Source organism: Desulfotignum phosphitoxidans DSM 13687, assembly GCF_000350545.1.
Lineage (GTDB): Bacteria > Desulfobacterota > Desulfobacteria > Desulfobacterales > Desulfobacteraceae > Desulfotignum > Desulfotignum phosphitoxidans.
Window position 1 is genome coordinate 125,319 of record NZ_APJX01000001.1, and the last position, 17,800, is coordinate 143,118.

Consider the following 17,800-nt stretch of genomic DNA (forward strand, 5'->3'; position numbering starts at 1 on the left):
TTCGACTGGATCACAGCGTATGGGACGTCCGAACCATTTCCACCACGGGCAAAGGGCCTAACGGCTCACCGGGAAGCAGATTCAGCACCTTCTGGGGCATGCTCCGGTACAGCAGCCGGACCTGAATTTCCGATCCTTTTTCCAGGGCCCGGTCCAGAGTGATCATTTCTTTTGCCTGTCCTTTTGCCGGAATCCGGTTGTCATGAAGCACTTCTCTGGCCTTGGCCAGGTTGAGAACCGGATTGCCTTTGCCGTCCCCGAACACCGTTCTGTAAATCAACGTATTTTCAGGCAGTTCCTTTTTGTCATCCAGAATCCCGGTTTCAAAAATCCGGGTCCCGTTCTTGTCCTGGATAATGACTTCCAGCCACATCTGGCGCATGTCCGCCAGACCCGTGGGCAGGGAATGGCCGGCCCCGGTATTGGAAACAATGATGCCCAGCTGATTTTTGTCCAGATTCGACAGATCCAGATCCAGGTTGGCTGCATGCTGCAAGCGCGCCTTTGCCATATCCGGTTTCTCCGAATCTCCGAAAGATGCCGGCACGCCGGAATTGGCCCCCACAAAATAATGGGTGAAGATATGGGGTCTTTCCATGCTGTAATCTGCGGCAGATCCCGGGTTTTCAGGCCGTTCCGTGGTGGCGGTGGCCGGCACGCCGGGCCGCTGGTACATATGACACCCCTGGCAGGTGATACGTTCATCCGGATCATCTGAATTATACGGGCTGTTTTTCCATTCCGTGTACGTGGTTTCCAGATCCGTGCCAAACGTCACATGTTTGACATCATGGCAGGTGCCGCAGAATTCAGCACTCTCATGCAGGGGGGAATAGGCCGCCTCGTGAAAATCAGGTTCTGCATCGTCAAACGGCCCGTGTTTGATACCAGGATCATCTTCCCCATACCCGGGTTCCAGCACCAGCCCGTTGTTAAACATTTTCTGCACATCCACGGCGGAATGACAGTAATCACACTGAATGCCATGGGCAGCGATAGCAGGAGTCTTTGACAGATCATCAGACAGTTTTTCCGGAAATCCGGTGATCACGCCCACCGGGGTGTGGCATTTCACGCACGATTCCGCCTCGTCGATCTCTGCCTGGTCGAAAAGCCCCTGGCGCAGAAAATTGGCCACCCGGTTATATACCGGGTCCTTGTGGGCCAGGTTGTGCATGGAATTGGACCATTGCTCAAAAATCTCATAATGACACCCGGCACAGGTTTCCGGATCAATAAACCGGTCCAGGTCCAATGTCTGGGTCGGATTAGACAACGCAACAGCCCCCCACCCGAGGACTGCCGGGACAATCGCTAAAATCACCGCTTTGAAAATGGTGTTGTGGTTGCAGACCTGTTTTTTCATGATTTTGTTCCTTGTTTTACCAGTCCTTTGGGGAATTGTTTCACTTCACCGTCCCGGGTCAGAATCATCCAGTCACCATTTTTTTCCAGGGCCGCCACCAGGCAGTCCACATCAGTACCATCACTGAGGGTGATTTTGCAGGCACCGGAATCATCCGGGGTGTCCACCCGGTCAAACTGCTTATCCCGGGCCATGGTCTTAAACAATTCCGTTCCTTTTTCAATGGCAAGGATCCGGTCATACGCGGCCGGATCCTTGCGTTTAATTTCCCGGCGCAGGTCCTGAACCTGCTGCTTTTTTTCGGCAATGATCTGCATGACCTTTTCCATTTCCTCTTTTTGGTCGGATGGGATGGAAAAAAGAATGTGTTTGTGCAGTTCCATATCCGTTTCAATATACGAGATTTTCTTTAACAGATTTTCAATCTGGGAGTGCATGCGGTTCCTTATATTGTAAAAATTATTTTTTCAACCCGGCCCCCGGCCGGTCATTCTTCTTGACTCAGGAGGGGCAAAGATTTCCTTCCCGGGCCGCTTTTTCATTGCCCCGGATAATCCATTCCATCAGGCGTTTCAACCAGTTTTTTTTCTTTTCTTTTTCAGACATGAGGTATCACCTTGTAGATGAGCAGTAAATGCCCTTTTTCTATTTCTTTGCAGGTTTCATATGCCAAAGACAGATCCAAAGACGTATTGAACAAAGACAGCCCCTGGCCGAACACGGCCGGTACCAGCGTCAAATGGATCTGAGTGATGAGATTTTCTTTGGCAAACAAAGAGTTGATGACCGATCCGCCGATCAGGGCGGCCTGCTCAAACCCCTGGCGCTTCAGATCCGCCAGTATCTGTGCCGGTGCCTGATCGGTGAACACCAGGGACGAATCATCACTTTTCCGGGTTTTGTCCCTGGTCAAGACAATGTTTTTTCTTCCCGGCAAAGGATGGCCGATGGTGTCAAAGGTTTTGGATCCCATGATCACCACCCCGGCGTTCCGGGTGATCTTTACAAAATACTGCTTGTCTTTACTTCCGGTCCAGTTGACCAGTTCCATCTGATTTCTGGCGATTTTACCGTCCACGGTCATGGCCATGAGCAGAATCACTTCCATGGGTTTCTCCATGATATCAGTCTGCCTGTGTATCCGGCCAGGGCCGTTCAGATTCTTCCACCTGATAACAGAACCGGGACCAGGAAAACTCTTTGCCCGACAGGGGACAACGCAGGGTGACCTTGTGATCGGTCACATGGATCACTTCCCAGTCTCCGGACCGGGGAGAATCTTCGATACGGATTTTCTGTCCGACTTTAAAGGGATACCCCTTGAACACGGTGACATTTTCCAGCATATGATACCTTCCCTTTCTATTTATCGATATTGAACGGCCGGGTCATGGCAGAGGGGTCCACCAATTGCCGGAATTCGTCTTTGGTCAGATACCCCAGATCGCAGGCAGCCTGCTCCAGGGTGATCCCTTGGGCGTGGGCTTTTTTGGCGATCACGGCGGCCTTGTCATATCCGAATTCCGGGGCCAGGGCCGTGACCAGCATCAATGAATTTTCCAGATGGGCCTGAATGGTTTTCTGATTGGGCAAAAGCCCCCGGATACAATTTCTGGTGAATGAATCCGCTGCATTCCCCAGCAGCCGGGCCGACTGCAGAAAATTGTAAATGATCACCGGCTTGAACACATTGAGCTCAAAATGTCCGGATGCTCCGGCCACGGACAGGGTCGTATCATTGCCCATCACCTGGGCGCACACCATGGTCAGGGCTTCGGCCTGGGTCGGGTTCACCTTGCCGGGCATGATGGAGGACCCCGGTTCATTGGCCGGCAGCTGAAGCTCGCCGATGCCGCACCGGGGGCCGGACCCCAGCATCCGGATGTCATTGGCGATTTTCATGAGGCTCACGGCCACGGTTTTAAGTGCCCCGTGACAGGCCACCAGATCGTCATGGGCTGCCAGGACCGCAAATTTGTTGGGGGCCGGGACAAACGGGTGTCCTGTGAATTTTGCCAGCATCTTTGTCATTTTCACATCAAACCCTTCCGGGGAATTCAGGCCGGTGCCCAGGACCGTGCCGCCGATGGCCAGGCGAGCCAGCAGAGGCAGGTGATCCGTCAGCACCCGGATATCCTGTTCCACCATGGCCGCATATCCGGAAAATTCCTGGCCCAGGGTCAACGGCACCGCATCCATGAAATGGGTCCGGCCGATTTTAACAATCGCTTCCCATTCCCGGCTCTTTTGGGCCAGTTCCCGGTAAAGGGCTTTCAGGGCCGGCATCGTGGTCGTAACCAGCAGATCATAGGCTGCCATGTGCATGGCTGTGGGAAACGCGTCATTGGAGGACTGGGATTTATTGACATCATCATTGGGATGCAGCTTTTGCCCGGACAGTTTCCGGGCCCGGCCGGCAATGACTTCGTTGACGTTCATGTTGGTCTGGGTTCCGGACCCGGTCTGCCATACTTTTAACGGAAAATGACCGTCCAGATCTCCCTTAATGATCTCATCGCACACCTGCGCGATGATCCGAACCTTGTCATCCGGCAGCAACCCGAAACTTCCGTTTACCAGGGCTGCCGCTTTTTTCAGATATCCAAACGCCCGGATCACCGGAATGGGCATGGTTTCATCACCGATGTTGAAATTTTCAAAAGCCCGCTGGGTCTGTGCCCCCCAATACACGTTCTCAGGGACATGGATCTCTCCCATGAAGTCAGTTTCAGTGCGTGCCGTCATCAGATCTCCTAAAAATGGGGATAAACAGATGTCAAAACATACCATCTGAACCGGGAGAGTGTCAATGAGGATGCGATCCCGCCCGGATCAAAACCCTGTTTGACTGAATCCGGCTAGGGCTGCTTTCTTGCTTTGAACCGGACGGCATACACCGCTGCCAGCACCAGAAAATTCACTGCAAAAAACAATGGAAACCAGAAAAACGTATCCACGAACACCTGGTTTTCAATGGTTTCCGCAGACAGGCCCGCCGCCGGATCCACCCCGGCTTTGGCCAGTTTCAACACCAGGGCGTAGGCCACCCCCAGCAACCCGTAGGAAACATTGTAGGACAACCCCTTGAAGCTCAGCACCGTGGCCCGCTGCCGGGAATCGGTTTCCCGGTTGATGTAGAAGCTGACAAAAAAACCGGTGAAATTCATGGCGGCAAAGGTTACCAGGGCCGGCACGATTCCCACCCAGTGCCAGAACCCGTTCATGGCAGCAAGCCCTGCCACGGCCAGGCCCGCCGTAATCAAAAGCGCTGTCTGGGGAGACTGGTTTTCTGCAATCTGCCGGGCGATTTTCGGCACCACCACCCCCATAAGCGCCACCACCGACCCCATGATGCCGAACAGGGATTCCGGAATGCCGATCATCCGGTAGTACTGGCTGGACAGGGTGATGACCATGCGGATGGTGCCGTCCAGCAGCATGCCGAACAGCATCACCCACAGGACAAACGGGGTTTTCATGATCCAGATGCCGGCGTTCAGGGTCACGGCCAGGGTTTGTTTCACGGACCGTTCCGAGGACGCTGCTGCCGCCTGTTCCGGCTCCGTCATCTTCAGGGTGCTCACAAATGCCAGCAGGGCCAGCACAAAGGTCAGGTACAACGGAAACCGCATGGTCACCTCTTGAGTCGGTGTGACACCCAGGCCCATCAGATCCGCCAGCCGGCCCATGAGATTAGGATCATACACCACAGCCCCGACGGTCATGGCGATGACAAACCCGATGGCCTGGTACCGCATGAGCACCTCCAGGACCCGGCCCCACTGGTCGGCCATGCCCGCCTCATTCAGGCTGTCATAGGCCAGGGCCTCGTCCGCACCGCTGGCCGCCGCCTCTGCCAGGCCGCTGAGCACCCGGTTCACCAGGAACACGGAAAAAATCAGCACCGGATCGATCCGGGGCATGAAACTGATGATACCGATTTCAAAAATCATCACGCCGGCGGCAAAGTTCAACAGCCGCTTTCTGCCGATGATGTCGGCCACCGCACCGGACGGCACCTCCGCCAGTACGATGGTGGCGGCCCAGACCGCATTGAGCACCGAAAACTGGGCCACGGTCAGGCCGAAATCCAGAAACAGAATGGTGAACACCGGATAGTAGAACCGGGAATTGAAAAAGACCCGGAATGCGATGAACCACCGGATATTGGGGATATCAAACGCGGTTTTCGATCGGTCGGCCATAAAATTCCTTTCATTTTCAGTCCAGGGATCAGCAGTTTAGCTGTCTAAGTTATCATACGCGGGCCGTCAAGTCACGGATCAACGGATTGGCAGCGAAAAAAAGCTCTCCACTTGAGAATCAGGCAACGCTCCGGTATGATGATTAAAAAAACGACTTCAAAACAATGGACAAACACAATAAGGAACTATCATGAAACGATTCCTGACAGGCATGGCCATGAGCATTGTCTGGCTCATTTTCCTCTGGGTCCCTTCGATTTCCCAGGCAAAAGAATACACGATCCAGGGCCGCACCATGGGCACGTTTTATACGGTCAAGCTGGTGTCATCCCAAAAACAGTCCATGGATCTGTGGCAGAAACAGATCGACACCCGGCTGGCACAGGTCAATGCCGGGCTGTCCATGTATGATCCGGACAGTGACCTGTCCCGGTTCAACCAAACAGAGCCCGGCCGGTCCTTCCGGCTGTCCCATGATTTCGCCCGGGTCATGGACACGGCCAGAACCGTGTTCACCTTGACGGACGGGGCCTGGGACGGCACGGTCAAACCCCTGGTGGATCTGTGGGGGTTCGGGACCCGGCAGCCTACCGACTCCCTGCCGGAACCGGGTGCTATCACCGCGGCCGTCGCGTTGACCGGATTTCATCACCTGGTGTTTGAAAACAACCATGTAAAAAAGACAAAATCCGGCATCACCCTGGATTTAGGCTCCATTGCCAAGGGATACGGCGTGGATGCCATTGCCGGGGTCCTGACCCGGGCCGGGATTGATAACTTTCTGGTGGAGATCGGGGGCGAGCTCTACGGCTCAGGAAAGAACCGCCATAAAAAACCCTGGTCCGTGGGCATTACCCATCCGTTGAAAACCGGGGCTGATGCCGGCTTTTACAAAGTGGTGAATCTGGAAAACCGGGCCATTGCCACCAGCGGAGATTACCGCAATTTTTTTAAATTTGGGGGCAAAACCTACTCCCACATCATTGATCCCAAAACCGGATATCCCGTGGACAACCAGGTGGTGAGCGCGTCGGTCATTGCCTGCACCTGCACCTTTGCCGATGCCCTGGCTACAGCCTTCATGGTGATGGCCCCGGAGGACAGCCTGGCCCTGGCGGACTCCCTGGAAAATGTGGAATGCCTGATCATTCAGAAAACCCCGGACGGCTTCAGAGAGATCGCATCCCAAGGTTTTCACACCTTTGTCCAGTGATCCGTCTATCCGCAAACCGGATTTTCAGGCCGGGTTCTTCGGCTGATATTTTTTCCCCTGAAAGGTATCCCGGTGTGCCAGGGCCTGCTGGATCAGGTTGAAAGTTTCCCGGTATCTCCCGGCCCATACCGGGGCCCGCAGCTCGCTGCCATGGGGATCGCCTGTGATCCGCTGAATCACCATCTGTTCGGGCAAAAGCGCCAGAAAATCACACACGGTTTCCACATATTCCCTCTGTGTCATGGGCTGATACTTTCCCGCCAGAAACAGACGGTCCAGCGGCGTGTCTTTGATCACATACAGCAGGTGGATCTTGACCCCGTGAATACCGGAGTCCGCCAGATACCGGGCCGTGTCCAGCATCATGTCCCGGGTTTCTCCGGGCAGCCCCAGAATCACGTGGGCACAGATTTGGATGCCTTTTCCCCGGGTCATGGCCACGGCGTTTTCAAAATCTTTCAGCGTGTGCCCCCGGTTGATAAACGCCAGCGTGGTGTCATGAATCGACTGAAGCCCATATTCCAGCCACACCAGATATTTTTGCGCATAAGACCCGATCAGATCCAGCTTTCGTTCATCCACACAGTCCGGCCGGGTGCCCACGGCCATGCCCACCACCCCCTCGCAGGAAAACGCGGCATCATACATCGCCCGCATAATTTCAACCGAGGTGTAGGTATTGGTAAACGACTGAAAATAAGCCAGAAATTTCTTTGCCTTGTATTTTTTCATCATGGGAATCTTGCCGGCCTCGATCTGCTCCCTGATACCCATACCCCGGGCAAAGGCCCCGGTACCGGACCCCTTGGCATTGCAGTAGATACAGCCTTTGCTCGACAGCGTGCCGTCCCGGTTGGGACAGGTCAGACCCGCATCCACAGCAATCTTCTGAACCCGCTCGCCGAACATACCCCGCAGATAGCTGTTATAGTCGGTGTACCGCTTTGATCGATCCATGGAAGTCATATTGAAAAAATGTCAGACAAATGATGAAATTTCAATTTACCGTTGTCGTATATCATGCCTGTTGCTGATTTTCAATGCTATGTCAGGCAGCATCAAAAATAGCCATCAGTTAATCATTTCCAAATGATCCGGAATATGCTTATATTCACTCATTTTCCATGCACATTGATGGCTATTGTCCACGAACTGCCACGAGTTACGGCTGTATGCTGGCAGATATAACTGTATAATAAGGAGGTATCATGAACAACGATCTGTCCTATTCCCAATGGATAGAAAAAAATCATTCCACATTAAAGGCCTTTGGATCTAAACAGCTGGTTCTCTCCTTTTCCGGAGGAAAAGATTCTTCGGTTCTGCTTCATTTTTTCTCTCTGGCACAACAAGATTATGATTTTGACCTGCATGTGCACGGGGTCGCTGTTCCCAGTCATGTGTTCAACACCCGGGAAAGGGACCGACTGACCCGGTACTGGAAAAAACGCAGCATCGAAATCGTCTGGCACGAATCTGTTCCAGAACAGGAAGCCTTGATGGATGAAATGGTTGCTACAGGGAAAACTCCGTGCCTGTTATGCAGCCGGATCAAAAAAAAACGTCTGTTGTCTTATTTCAATACCGGTCAGTTTCCGCATCAAAACCTGGTTGTTGTCATCGGGTACACGCTCTGGGATCTTGCCAGTGCCACCATTGAACACACATTACGGACCGGGTTCGGGGGCGGGGGAACGGGTAATTTCCAGGGCACCCTCCCGGAGGACAGATTTCTGGAAATCTCTCAACGATTTTTTCCCCTGCTTGAACTGAAAAACGGAATTACCGTTTTCAAACCCCTGATCCAGTACAATGACCCCCAAATTCAGGCCGCAACGAAAAAATATGATATTCCGACCACCCGGGAACCATGCCGTTTCAAAACCCTTCGCCCCAAGCGGCTGCTGGCGAACTACTATTCTTTATTCGGGCTCAATTTCAATTACGATGATGTGCACTCCTTTGCCGGCAACGCCTTCAACCTGCCGGAAATTGATTTTTTCCAGTCACTTGATATCAAAACCTATATCTACAAAATGATCTGATCCTGCCCATAACTGCAACCGCTTTTTGGAGTAAGCAATGACATTTTCAAATTACATCATGGAAGATAAAGATGAAATTCAGCGTCTGGATTTAAAAACCGATCTTCATGCCCTCGAAAAACAGATAACGTGGGCTGGATTGAAACCTGGCATGACTGTTGCGGATATGGGATGCGGCCCGGGAAAGACCACTTTTCATTTAAATCGCCTGGTATCTCCAGGCGGCACAGTAACCGGTGTAGACATCTCACAGGAAAGAATTGACTATGCCAAAACCCGCTATATGGGCACCGGTATCCGGTACTGTCTGGGGGATCTGAGAAAGCCGATGCCGCATCTGGGAACATTTGATTTTATATTTCTGCGGTTTGTGCTTGAATTCTACAGAACCGGGGCAGCTGAAATTGTGGCAAACCTTGCGTCTCTGCTCAACCCGGACGGAATTCTATGCCTTGCCGATCTCGATCATAACTGTCTGAGCCACTACGGGCTACCGCTGAAACTTGAAAATGCCCTCATGGGTGTAATGACTTCGCTTGAAAAAAACACAGCATTTGATCCTTATGCCGGTCGAAAGCTCTATGCACATTTGTATGATCTGGGTTTTGAAGATATTCGGGTCAAGGTATCTCCACACCACCTGATCTATGGAAAGATAGGGGAAAATGAGGCGTTCAACTGGCGAAAAAAAATAGAGACTGCCGCAAAAAATTCCGGGTATGATTTCAGTGAATTTGACAACGGATATGAGGGTTTCAGAAAAATAAGCCGGGAATTTTTCACCAACCCCAGGCGGTTCACCTATACGCCCATTATCTGTTGCCGGGGCCGCAATCCCAGATGATTCCGCCCCGGGATGGGACTGATTTTTTCCAAACCCGGCACATCAGCGAACACCTCAAGCTGCTTCCTGCCAACAGTCTGTCATTTGATGAACTTTACGCCCATTACAGTGATGTCGGATTTTTATATCAGGAAAAACGCAAAAGACTGCTACCTCACCTGGATCTGATCCGGCACAACTGGAACTTGGGCTGGGCAGCCGGCAGGGATATCATGTGGACCCTGATTTATCGGGAAGATCGTCTGAACAAAATGGGCACGGTCACCACCTGGAAAACCACCGGCAACAGCTGGCAATCCCAGCATCTGACATCCCAGAAATATGCCGCAGGAGTTCTGCACCTGCTTCTCGCTGCCCAGGATGAAGGCATATATATCGGTACAGATTCCGCCCAGAACTGGTACAGTCCCACCAACGGCTTTGCCATGAAAATCTACGGGCGAATGGACCGCATCCTGGGCACTGACTGCGCAGATTCCTGTCTTCTCAATTACCTGCAGGTCGATCCATTCATACTCAAACATACCTCGGGCAGATACAGAATCCATCGGTGCACGGACAAGGACCATACCATGATACGGCATCTGGCGGAACAGTGTCGGGGACAGGTTTATTGTGCGGCAGAAGACCTTTACGGGTGCGATGTGGAAATGTCCGAATTGAACCAGGAATATCAGAAATTCGGGCTAAGCCGGAAGCGGTACATCTGGGTGGCATTGGAAAAAGACAGCGGAAACCCCAAAGGAATGATCATTGCGTACAGAGGACCCTTTGGATTCAACTTCAGTTTTCTGGAAAACCGGTGTGACCTGATGGTGGTGCCCTCAATATCACAGGATCACAGACGTCATGTATGCCAATTGCTGCTGCAAAACGCCGCTTTTGCCTATTTTGGGGAAAAAACCCTCTTGGAGTACCCGATCTATCACATGGTGGTGCTCACTGATGACTTGTGTGCCGAAGTATTGACAGAGTTAGGAGCTGTCAGAACCAGACAGTACTATCAAGGGATCTGGATGAATCCGGGATTTGAAAAATGGAAAAACTACATGCGCCGGATTTTCTCCATTGTACTCAAACGAGAAAATAAAAAAACACTGTGAGAAGATGACCTGTTCTATCTTCACCTTTGATTTGATTTTTCGGTACAATACTTTTATGATACCGCCGGGAAAGGATTTTACTGATATTATTTTTTTATCGGTAAAATATTGGGATGGCAAAAAAATTAAAGATGTAAAATGGAAAAAGACAAAGAACTGTACAACAGTCTTGTGCTTGACACCTATGTCAAGCTGATAAATGAAAAATATCCTGAAATTCTTATTGATGACCTCATGGAATATGCGGGTATCGAAAATTATGAGATCGGAGATTACTCGGTATGGTTCACCCAGGCCCAGGTGAACCGGTTCCATGAAAAACTCAGTTCACTGACCGATAACCTGAAAATCGCCAGAGAAGCGGGCAGATTCGCGGCCCATCCCAGATGCCTGGGCGAAATCCGCGGGATGATTCTGTCTTTGGGCGGTATCCGGAATGCATTCAAGATGATCGGAAACTATGCCAAACGGCTTAACCGGTCATCCATTTATACCACAAAAAGTATCGGCAGAAACAAAATCCAGATCCGCGTCACACCCAAAAAGGGAGTCCGGGAAAAAGAATTTCAATGCCAGAACCGTATAGGAAATTTCACAGGAATTGCTGATATTTTTTATAACAAAGATATCACCATTGACCATCCGAAATGTCTGTTCAAAGGCGATGATTCCTGCACCTATGTCATCTCCTGGAAAGAATCGGCCCATTCGGTGCTCAACCGTTTGAAATGGCTGTCCGGTCTTGCCACGCTGGTGCTTTTTCCTGTATATATGTTCGGTGGCGTTCCGGTTGTGACCGGCCAGGTGGCGATGGGATCTTTTATTGTTTTCCTGATCCTGGGCTGGGGTGCCCAGACAGCTGGAACGTCCCGATTGAAGAGGTCTTTGAACGAAATTTATGAAAACAAGGAAGATCTGCTCAAACAGATCGATATCAATGCGGAAAACTCCCGGGCCATTATCGATATCGGACATGCCTTGAGAATGGAGCTGACTGATTCTGATATCTTCAACAGGATCGCTGAGATAACCGGCCGCAGGCTCAAATACGACCGTGTCATGATCATGATTGCCAATGAAGCGGTGACCCAACTGATATACCGGGGTGGGTTCGGTTTCACTCCAAAAGAAATGGCTTTTCTGGAAAAATATACCATCAGTCTTCAGGAACCGTCCGAAGGGGTCTTTTTTAAATCATTCAATCAGAACAAACCCATTCTGGTCAATGACATGAAACAGCTGAAAGAAAAATCCACCCGCCGCAGTTTCAGCCTGGCGGAACAGATACAACCCGTGGCCTTTATCTGCTGTCCCATCACTTTTGAGGACACGGTGATCGGTATCATTGTAGCCGGCAATGTCGAAACACCCAAGAAAATGGGACGAAATGATAAGCATCTGGTTATGGGCGTGGCCCAGCAAATCGGGGGTGCTTATCACAAACAGACATTTGAAATCCAGCGTAATGAATTCAACCATCAGCTGGCCGAGCTACAGAAAATGAAAACCCTGGGGATTCTGTCCGGCGGTATCGCCCATGATTTCAACAACATACTGTCCCCGATCATCGGATATACAGACCTGTGTCTGAGCATCATCCCCGAAGAACATGAAATCCGCCACTTTCTTTCAAGAATCCGTAAAGCCTCAGTCCGGGCTCAGGATTTGGTGAAACAAATTCTTACTTTCAGTACCCAGGTGGAACAAAAAAATGTCCGGCTCAAAATGGGTGGTGTTGTCAATGAAGCCCTGCAACTGCTCAAGGCCACACTGCCGGCCACCATTGAAATAAAGCAACATATCGCCCCCCGGCTCTCACCGATTCTGGCCGATCCCACCCAGATTCATCAGGTGATCATGAATCTTTGTACCAATGCATATCATGCCATGAAAAAAAACGGCGGCATCCTATCCGTCTCCCTGGATCAGAAAAAAATCGATCCAAAAAGCCTTGGGGATCAGCACCATCTGGCTCCGGGGCCTTATATCCGCCTGACCGTGTCAGACACTGGCCACGGCATGGACAAAGAAACACTGGAAAAAATCTTTGAACCCTATTTCACCACAAAAAAGAAGGGCACTGGAACCGGCTTAGGGCTCTCCATCACCCATGGCATCGTGACCCGCATGAAAGGCCATATTTCGGTCACCAGCACACCAGACCAGGGGACCTGTTTCAATATCTATCTTCCCCAAATCATCGTCGAAGACACGCCGGTTCACTTCGTCACCGACAACTCCATCCCATCCGGCAGCGAATCCATTCTGGTCGTAGATGATGATGAACTAATTCTGGACCTGATCACCGAAACCCTGCAAAGACTGGGATATGATATCACCGCCTGTAATGACAGCACCCTGGCATATGATACTTTTTGCCGAACACCTGACGCCTTTGACCTGATTATCACGGACATGACCATGCCGGGCATGACCGGTGTCGACCTGGCCCATGCTACTCTAAAAATCCGGCCCGACATACCCATTGTCCTGTGTACTGGATACAGTGATACCATTGATGAAAATATGGCCAAAGCCATCGGTTTCAAATCATTTCTCATGAAACCGGTGGGGGTTCAACAACTGGCCACCTGCCTCCGAAAAATGCTTAACAATACCGGCGATCCGGGCCGGAAAAAAGAAAAAAGACAAGCAGACAATTTGGTTCAATCTTCTTTTGACAGCGAATCTGAATAAATTTTCAAAAAAGGCATGGGATAGACATTGATGGTAGCGGGATCATGGGAAGAACAAATTTTGGTAAACGCCTATCAAATTATTATCGAATCGGTTTTCATCAACGATTAGGCAGCTTTGGTTTGCATTGGGAAATTCATGCTGCCAGAAGGTCTGAAATTTTGCTTGACAATGAATAAGAAATATAATTGTATGCCAAACAACTCACTTTTCAAGTGTATCTTGCCCCAACAGGTTGTTTGAAGGATGATTGAATTATGCGAAACAGGTTATGCCTGATACCAGGTTTGAAATACATGTTCAGGGTGTGCGGGTGTTGTGTTTTTATTGTTGTTTTATGTCTCACACACATGACAGCCAGCGGTTTTGCCCAGGAAAAAAAAATCACCAATCATCTGGGCATGACTTTCATCCGTGTGGAACCCGGTACTTTTCAAATGGGAAGCCCTGAGACTGAAACCGACCGGAAAACCAATGAAAAACATCACCCGGTCAAAATCACTGAACCTTTTTATCTTCAGGAAACCGAAGTCACTCTGGAACAATGGCAGGATATTATGGGAAAGGCGTTTCTTCTGAAAAAAAAAGGAGGCCCCCGGACCCCGGTGACCCGGGTGTCTTTTTATGACTGCCAGAAATTCATCAGAAAATTGAACCAAACAGATACCGCCCGATACCGGCTTCCTTCGGAGAAAGAATGGGAGTATGCCTGCCGGGCCGGAACCACCACGGCTTACAGCTGGGGGAACGACCCGGACTGCGCCCTGGCCATGTATGCCAATACCCCGAAACGACACGGAGAATGCAGTTCATATTACCGATCCATGGGACTGCCGGTCAACAGTCCGGCCCCGGTCGCTTCATTTCCGCCCAACCCATGGGGGTTTTACGACATGCACGGCAATGTATGGGAATGGTGCCAGGATGAATATACGGATGATATCAGGACTCCCGGCGTCAATACCTATGATCTGTTTTCCACCAGACCCCGGGTTCGCAGAGGCGGTAGCTGGTACCTGTACGGCAGATATATGCGCAGTGCCAACCGCACCTATGCCCATCCCGGTGCCAGGTTTCAAACCACCGGGTTCCGACTGGTTCTTGAGGTGGATTGATGCGGGCAAAACTCTTAAGCTTCCTGAAAATCTATGAAGAAGAGATCAGCCTGTTTCTTTGGACGGCAGCCCTTCTTTTCATTATCCGGAGTTCAGGTATTATTCTGAACAATTATGCGGAAACCGCTTTTCTGAAAAGATACGGTGTGGAATTCATGCCGGTGGTCAACATGCTAAATGCCGTGGCCACATTCTTCATCACCGGTTTTCTGACCGTTTTTTTAAGCAAGACCTCCGGGGCCAGGCTGTTATACTATATTTTCATTTTTTCAGGAATCATCGTCACGGTCATCCGCCTGCTCATTCCTTTCGGCATTGAGCTGCTGTATCCGTTGCTGTTCATGCTCAAAAGCCAGTTTGAACTTTTGCAGGCATTGCTGTTCTGGAACATGTGCAACGATCTTTTCAATACCCGCCAGTCCAAACGACTGTTCCCGCTCCTCACCGCCGGCGGTGTGATCGGGCTGATCCTGGGCAGTTTCGGCACCCCATATTTTGCAGGCCTTTTCAGTCTGGACAACCTGTTATACCTGTATCTGGTCACCACCATCATGGGTGCGATACTGATAAAAGCCATGGGACGAAGCTACGCCACGTTGATTTACACGGAAAAAACGGGGAAAAACGCCAAGAAAAAACCACCCATGATGGAAGAAATCAAACGGATCTATCCGCTGGTCAAAGATTCCATTCTGGTCAAAATTGTCCTGGTCCTGACATTCATGCCGAACGTGGTCATCCCCATCATGAACTATCAGTTCAATTATGCCGTCAATGAGCAGTTTGCCTCAGAAAGTGCCATGATTCATTTTTTCGGTTATTTCAGAGGCAGTCTGTACATCGTCAGTCTGTTCATTCTTTTGTTCGTGGGCCGGATATACGGCAAATGGGGATTGCCGGTGGCACTCATGTTTCATCCCTTCAACTATATGCTGGCATTTTTCGCCTTTTTGTTCAGATTTGACGTGTTTTCGGCCATGTATGCCAGAATGTCCACCAATATTATCCGCACGACCATTAACATGCCGGCCAACAGCATTCTCATCGGCCTGTTTCCCGAATCCTACCGGAACATGATCCGGCCTTTTCTGCGGGGGACAGTGGTAAGGATCGCATTGTTCACGGGCTCGACATTGATTTTGCTGTCAACCCCGTTATTTCATCCCCGGTATCTGACCCTGGTGGCCCTGCCGTTCATGATCGCCTGGGTAGTGGCCCCGTTTGTGCTCAAATCCAATTACTCGAAAATTCTGCTGGACCTGATTTCCAACAACATGCTGGATATCAAAAGCATGGATCAAAAAGAACTGGGCCAGATCTTCAACCAGGAAAAAACCCTGTCCAGTCTGGAAACTTCTTTTCTGTCAGCCCGGGGAAAAGATGCCGTCTGGTATGCAAAACTGTTGAAAAATTTTTCGCCCGACAGGCTGGATCAGCTGATTATCAAAAACCTGGAAAATCAGGATGAAACCACTCAGGTGGCTCTCATTAAAATGATCACGCCAGAATCCGGACCCCGGGCCGCCAAAGAATTGATCCCTTTGATGTCTTTGAAACGACCCGAGACGACCATTGCCATACTCAAACTCATCAACCAGCACGGCATGGACACAAGTGATTATCCGGTCATATCCGAATTGGTTACCAGCAAACATCCCGTGATTAAAGGATTTGCCGGGGCCTGCATTCACAGCGACCGTTCAGAAGATCTTCAGCAGCTCATTGCCGACTGGCTGACTGAAAAAGATCCGGCATCCTGCCAGGCCGGCATTATCTGTGCCGGCCTGAGCCGCAGTCAAAAATGGATCCCTGAACTCAAAGACATGCTCAATATCCCTGGAATCGACCCGGTCATTCCGGATATCATCATCGCTTTATCCCGGCTTCAAGCCGATGAGATCAATGCGGTGGCACTGCATTATCTGTCCCATGACCGGGCAGATGTCCGCAGGGCAGCACTGGACGCTTTGGCCATTGTTGATGACGACACCCTGCTGAAAACCATTCATCTGATGGGTGATCCATCAGATGAAATTCATGAATTTGCCAAGGATAAAATCAGGACTGCCGACCATCAGAATCCCCGGTTGCTGGTGGAATCATTGGGCCTGCCGTCCACCCGGATACGCAAAGGGCTTTTCAATCTGCTGGATACGCTGGACATTAAAGAATTTGATGTGTTGATCTTTGCCAAAAAGAACCTGGCGAAATCCTATGAATACCTGGCCATGGCTGCATCTCTGGAAAACCTGCCCCAGGGACCCATGCGGGACCTGGCAATATCGCACCTGGTGGAAAGAAAAGAACTGATTTTGGAAAACATTGTCCGGGTTTTGGCGATCCATGATCAAACCGGCCGAATGCGGACCGCCTGGCAGGGAATTTTTTCCGCAGACGCGCGGCAACGGGCCAATGCCATTGAGCTGCTCAATGATATTCTGGACAGAAAAACCTTCAACACCATGCTGCCGTTGCTGGAAAGTCCCAATACCACAGTCGCTCTGGCTGACGGTAGAAAGCTGGTAAAAATTCCCGGATTTTCATCCGATGGCAAACAAGCGGCATCTGAACTGCTGTCTTCCCCGGACTGGGTGGATGTGATTCTGGGCCTGGGACTGATCGGGGAAATCCATGACCTGCAACCGGCATCGGATTGTATCCAGGACCTGGAACAATCCGAGAACCCGTATATTTCAAAGGAAGTCCACATGATCCTGCAAAAAAAGAAATCAACGCAAGATACCGAAGTTTCGGCCAAATTGTCGCTAGGAGAAAAGATACTTCTTCTAAAGGAAATCGACATCTTTTCAGGGTTGACAGCTTCGGAGCTGGCCGCCATTTCATCGGTGACCGAAGAAACCGAATTTGCCGAAGACCAGGAAGTCATCAAGCAGAACAGCATTGGTGAAACCGTATATCTGATCATTGAAGGCCGGGTGTCGGTGATCATGGAAAAAGAAAACGGAAACCAGGCAGAAATTGATCAGATGGATTCCGGTGCCGCTTTCGGAGAAATGGCATTGATCGATAATTCACCCAGATCCGCGACCATTCGAACCATCACCCCCTGCCGGTTTTTGACCTTGCATAAACAGGAATTCAAGGAAACCGCCATGGAATTTCCACGCATCGCCCTGCAGATCTGTTCGGTTTTAAGCCAGCGCATCCGGCATCTGCATTCCCTGGTTCAGGAAAAACAATGATACCGGTCA

General features: G+C 50.6%; 14 protein-coding genes. 7 read left to right on the forward strand and 7 right to left on the reverse strand.

The window, feature by feature from the left end:
• Positions 1-10: 10 nt before the first annotated feature.
• The 6 genes from DPO_RS00545 to DPO_RS00570 all read right to left on the reverse strand — a co-directional run bounded on the left by DPO_RS00545 (position 11) and on the right by DPO_RS00570 (position 5,571).
• A complete protein-coding gene (locus tag DPO_RS00545) occupies positions 11-1,366 on the reverse strand; it encodes a multiheme c-type cytochrome (protein WP_006963568.1) in 1,356 nt (451 codons plus the stop codon).
• Positions 1,363-1,803 carry a hypothetical protein gene (locus DPO_RS00550; protein ID WP_006963569.1) on the reverse strand — a complete coding sequence of 147 codons (441 nt, stop codon included), beginning with the start codon at positions 1,801-1,803 and terminating at the stop codon, positions 1,363-1,365. The genes DPO_RS00545 and DPO_RS00550 overlap by 4 nt, the downstream gene beginning before the upstream one ends.
• 161 nt (positions 1,804-1,964) lie before the next feature.
• Entirely contained in the window at positions 1,965-2,474 is a 510-nt protein-coding gene (locus DPO_RS00555) for a dihydrofolate reductase family protein (protein ID WP_006963578.1), read from the reverse strand.
• 16 nt (positions 2,475-2,490) lie between these two features.
• Positions 2,491-2,712: a hypothetical protein gene (locus tag DPO_RS00560; RefSeq protein ID WP_006963580.1), complete on the reverse strand. Its 222-nt coding sequence runs from the start codon at positions 2,710-2,712 to the stop codon at positions 2,491-2,493.
• 16 nt (positions 2,713-2,728) lie between these two features.
• On the reverse strand, positions 2,729-4,111 hold the full coding sequence (gene fumC, locus DPO_RS00565; protein WP_006963582.1) for a class II fumarate hydratase: 1,383 nt from the start codon (positions 4,109-4,111) through the stop codon (positions 2,729-2,731).
• A 113-nt stretch (positions 4,112-4,224) separates the two neighbouring features.
• On the reverse strand, positions 4,225-5,571 hold the full coding sequence (locus tag DPO_RS00570) for an MFS transporter (RefSeq protein WP_006963584.1): 1,347 nt from the start codon (positions 5,569-5,571) through the stop codon (positions 4,225-4,227).
• 190 nt (positions 5,572-5,761) lie between these two features.
• Between DPO_RS00570 and DPO_RS00575 the strand changes: the two genes are divergently transcribed.
• Complete coding sequence (locus DPO_RS00575) at positions 5,762-6,784, forward strand: FAD:protein FMN transferase (RefSeq protein ID WP_006963586.1); 1,023 nt, start codon at positions 5,762-5,764, stop codon at positions 6,782-6,784.
• Between the two features lie 24 nt (positions 6,785-6,808).
• On the opposite strand, the gene DPO_RS00580 is transcribed toward DPO_RS00575, so the two are convergent.
• Positions 6,809-7,750 carry a TIGR01212 family radical SAM protein gene (locus tag DPO_RS00580; RefSeq protein ID WP_006963588.1) on the reverse strand — a complete coding sequence of 314 codons (942 nt, stop codon included), beginning with the start codon at positions 7,748-7,750 and terminating at the stop codon, positions 6,809-6,811.
• A 242-nt stretch (positions 7,751-7,992) separates the two neighbouring features.
• Between DPO_RS00580 and DPO_RS00585 the strand changes: the two genes are divergently transcribed.
• The 6 genes from DPO_RS00585 to DPO_RS00610 all read left to right on the forward strand — a co-directional run bounded on the left by DPO_RS00585 (position 7,993) and on the right by DPO_RS00610 (position 17,791).
• Entirely contained in the window at positions 7,993-8,829 is an 837-nt protein-coding gene (locus DPO_RS00585) for an adenine nucleotide alpha hydrolase family protein (RefSeq protein WP_006963590.1), read from the forward strand.
• Between the two features lie 37 nt (positions 8,830-8,866).
• The gene (locus tag DPO_RS00590) at positions 8,867-9,673 is read left to right on the forward strand and encodes a class I SAM-dependent methyltransferase (RefSeq protein WP_006963592.1); all 807 of its coding nucleotides are present in this window, start codon (positions 8,867-8,869) and stop codon (positions 9,671-9,673) included.
• Entirely contained in the window at positions 9,670-10,776 is a 1,107-nt protein-coding gene (locus DPO_RS00595) for a hypothetical protein (protein WP_006963594.1), read from the forward strand. Before DPO_RS00590 ends, DPO_RS00595 begins: the two co-directional genes overlap by 4 nt.
• A gap of 138 nt (positions 10,777-10,914) precedes the next feature.
• A complete protein-coding gene (locus DPO_RS00600; protein ID WP_006963596.1) occupies positions 10,915-13,473 on the forward strand; it encodes a sensor histidine kinase in 2,559 nt (852 codons plus the stop codon).
• A gap of 350 nt (positions 13,474-13,823) precedes the next feature.
• Complete coding sequence (locus DPO_RS00605; RefSeq protein WP_236609868.1) at positions 13,824-14,588, forward strand: formylglycine-generating enzyme family protein; 765 nt, start codon at positions 13,824-13,826, stop codon at positions 14,586-14,588.
• Complete coding sequence (locus DPO_RS00610; RefSeq protein ID WP_006963600.1) at positions 14,588-17,791, forward strand: Npt1/Npt2 family nucleotide transporter; 3,204 nt, start codon at positions 14,588-14,590, stop codon at positions 17,789-17,791. Before DPO_RS00605 ends, DPO_RS00610 begins: the two co-directional genes overlap by 1 nt.
• The last annotated feature ends 9 nt before the right edge of the window (positions 17,792-17,800 follow it).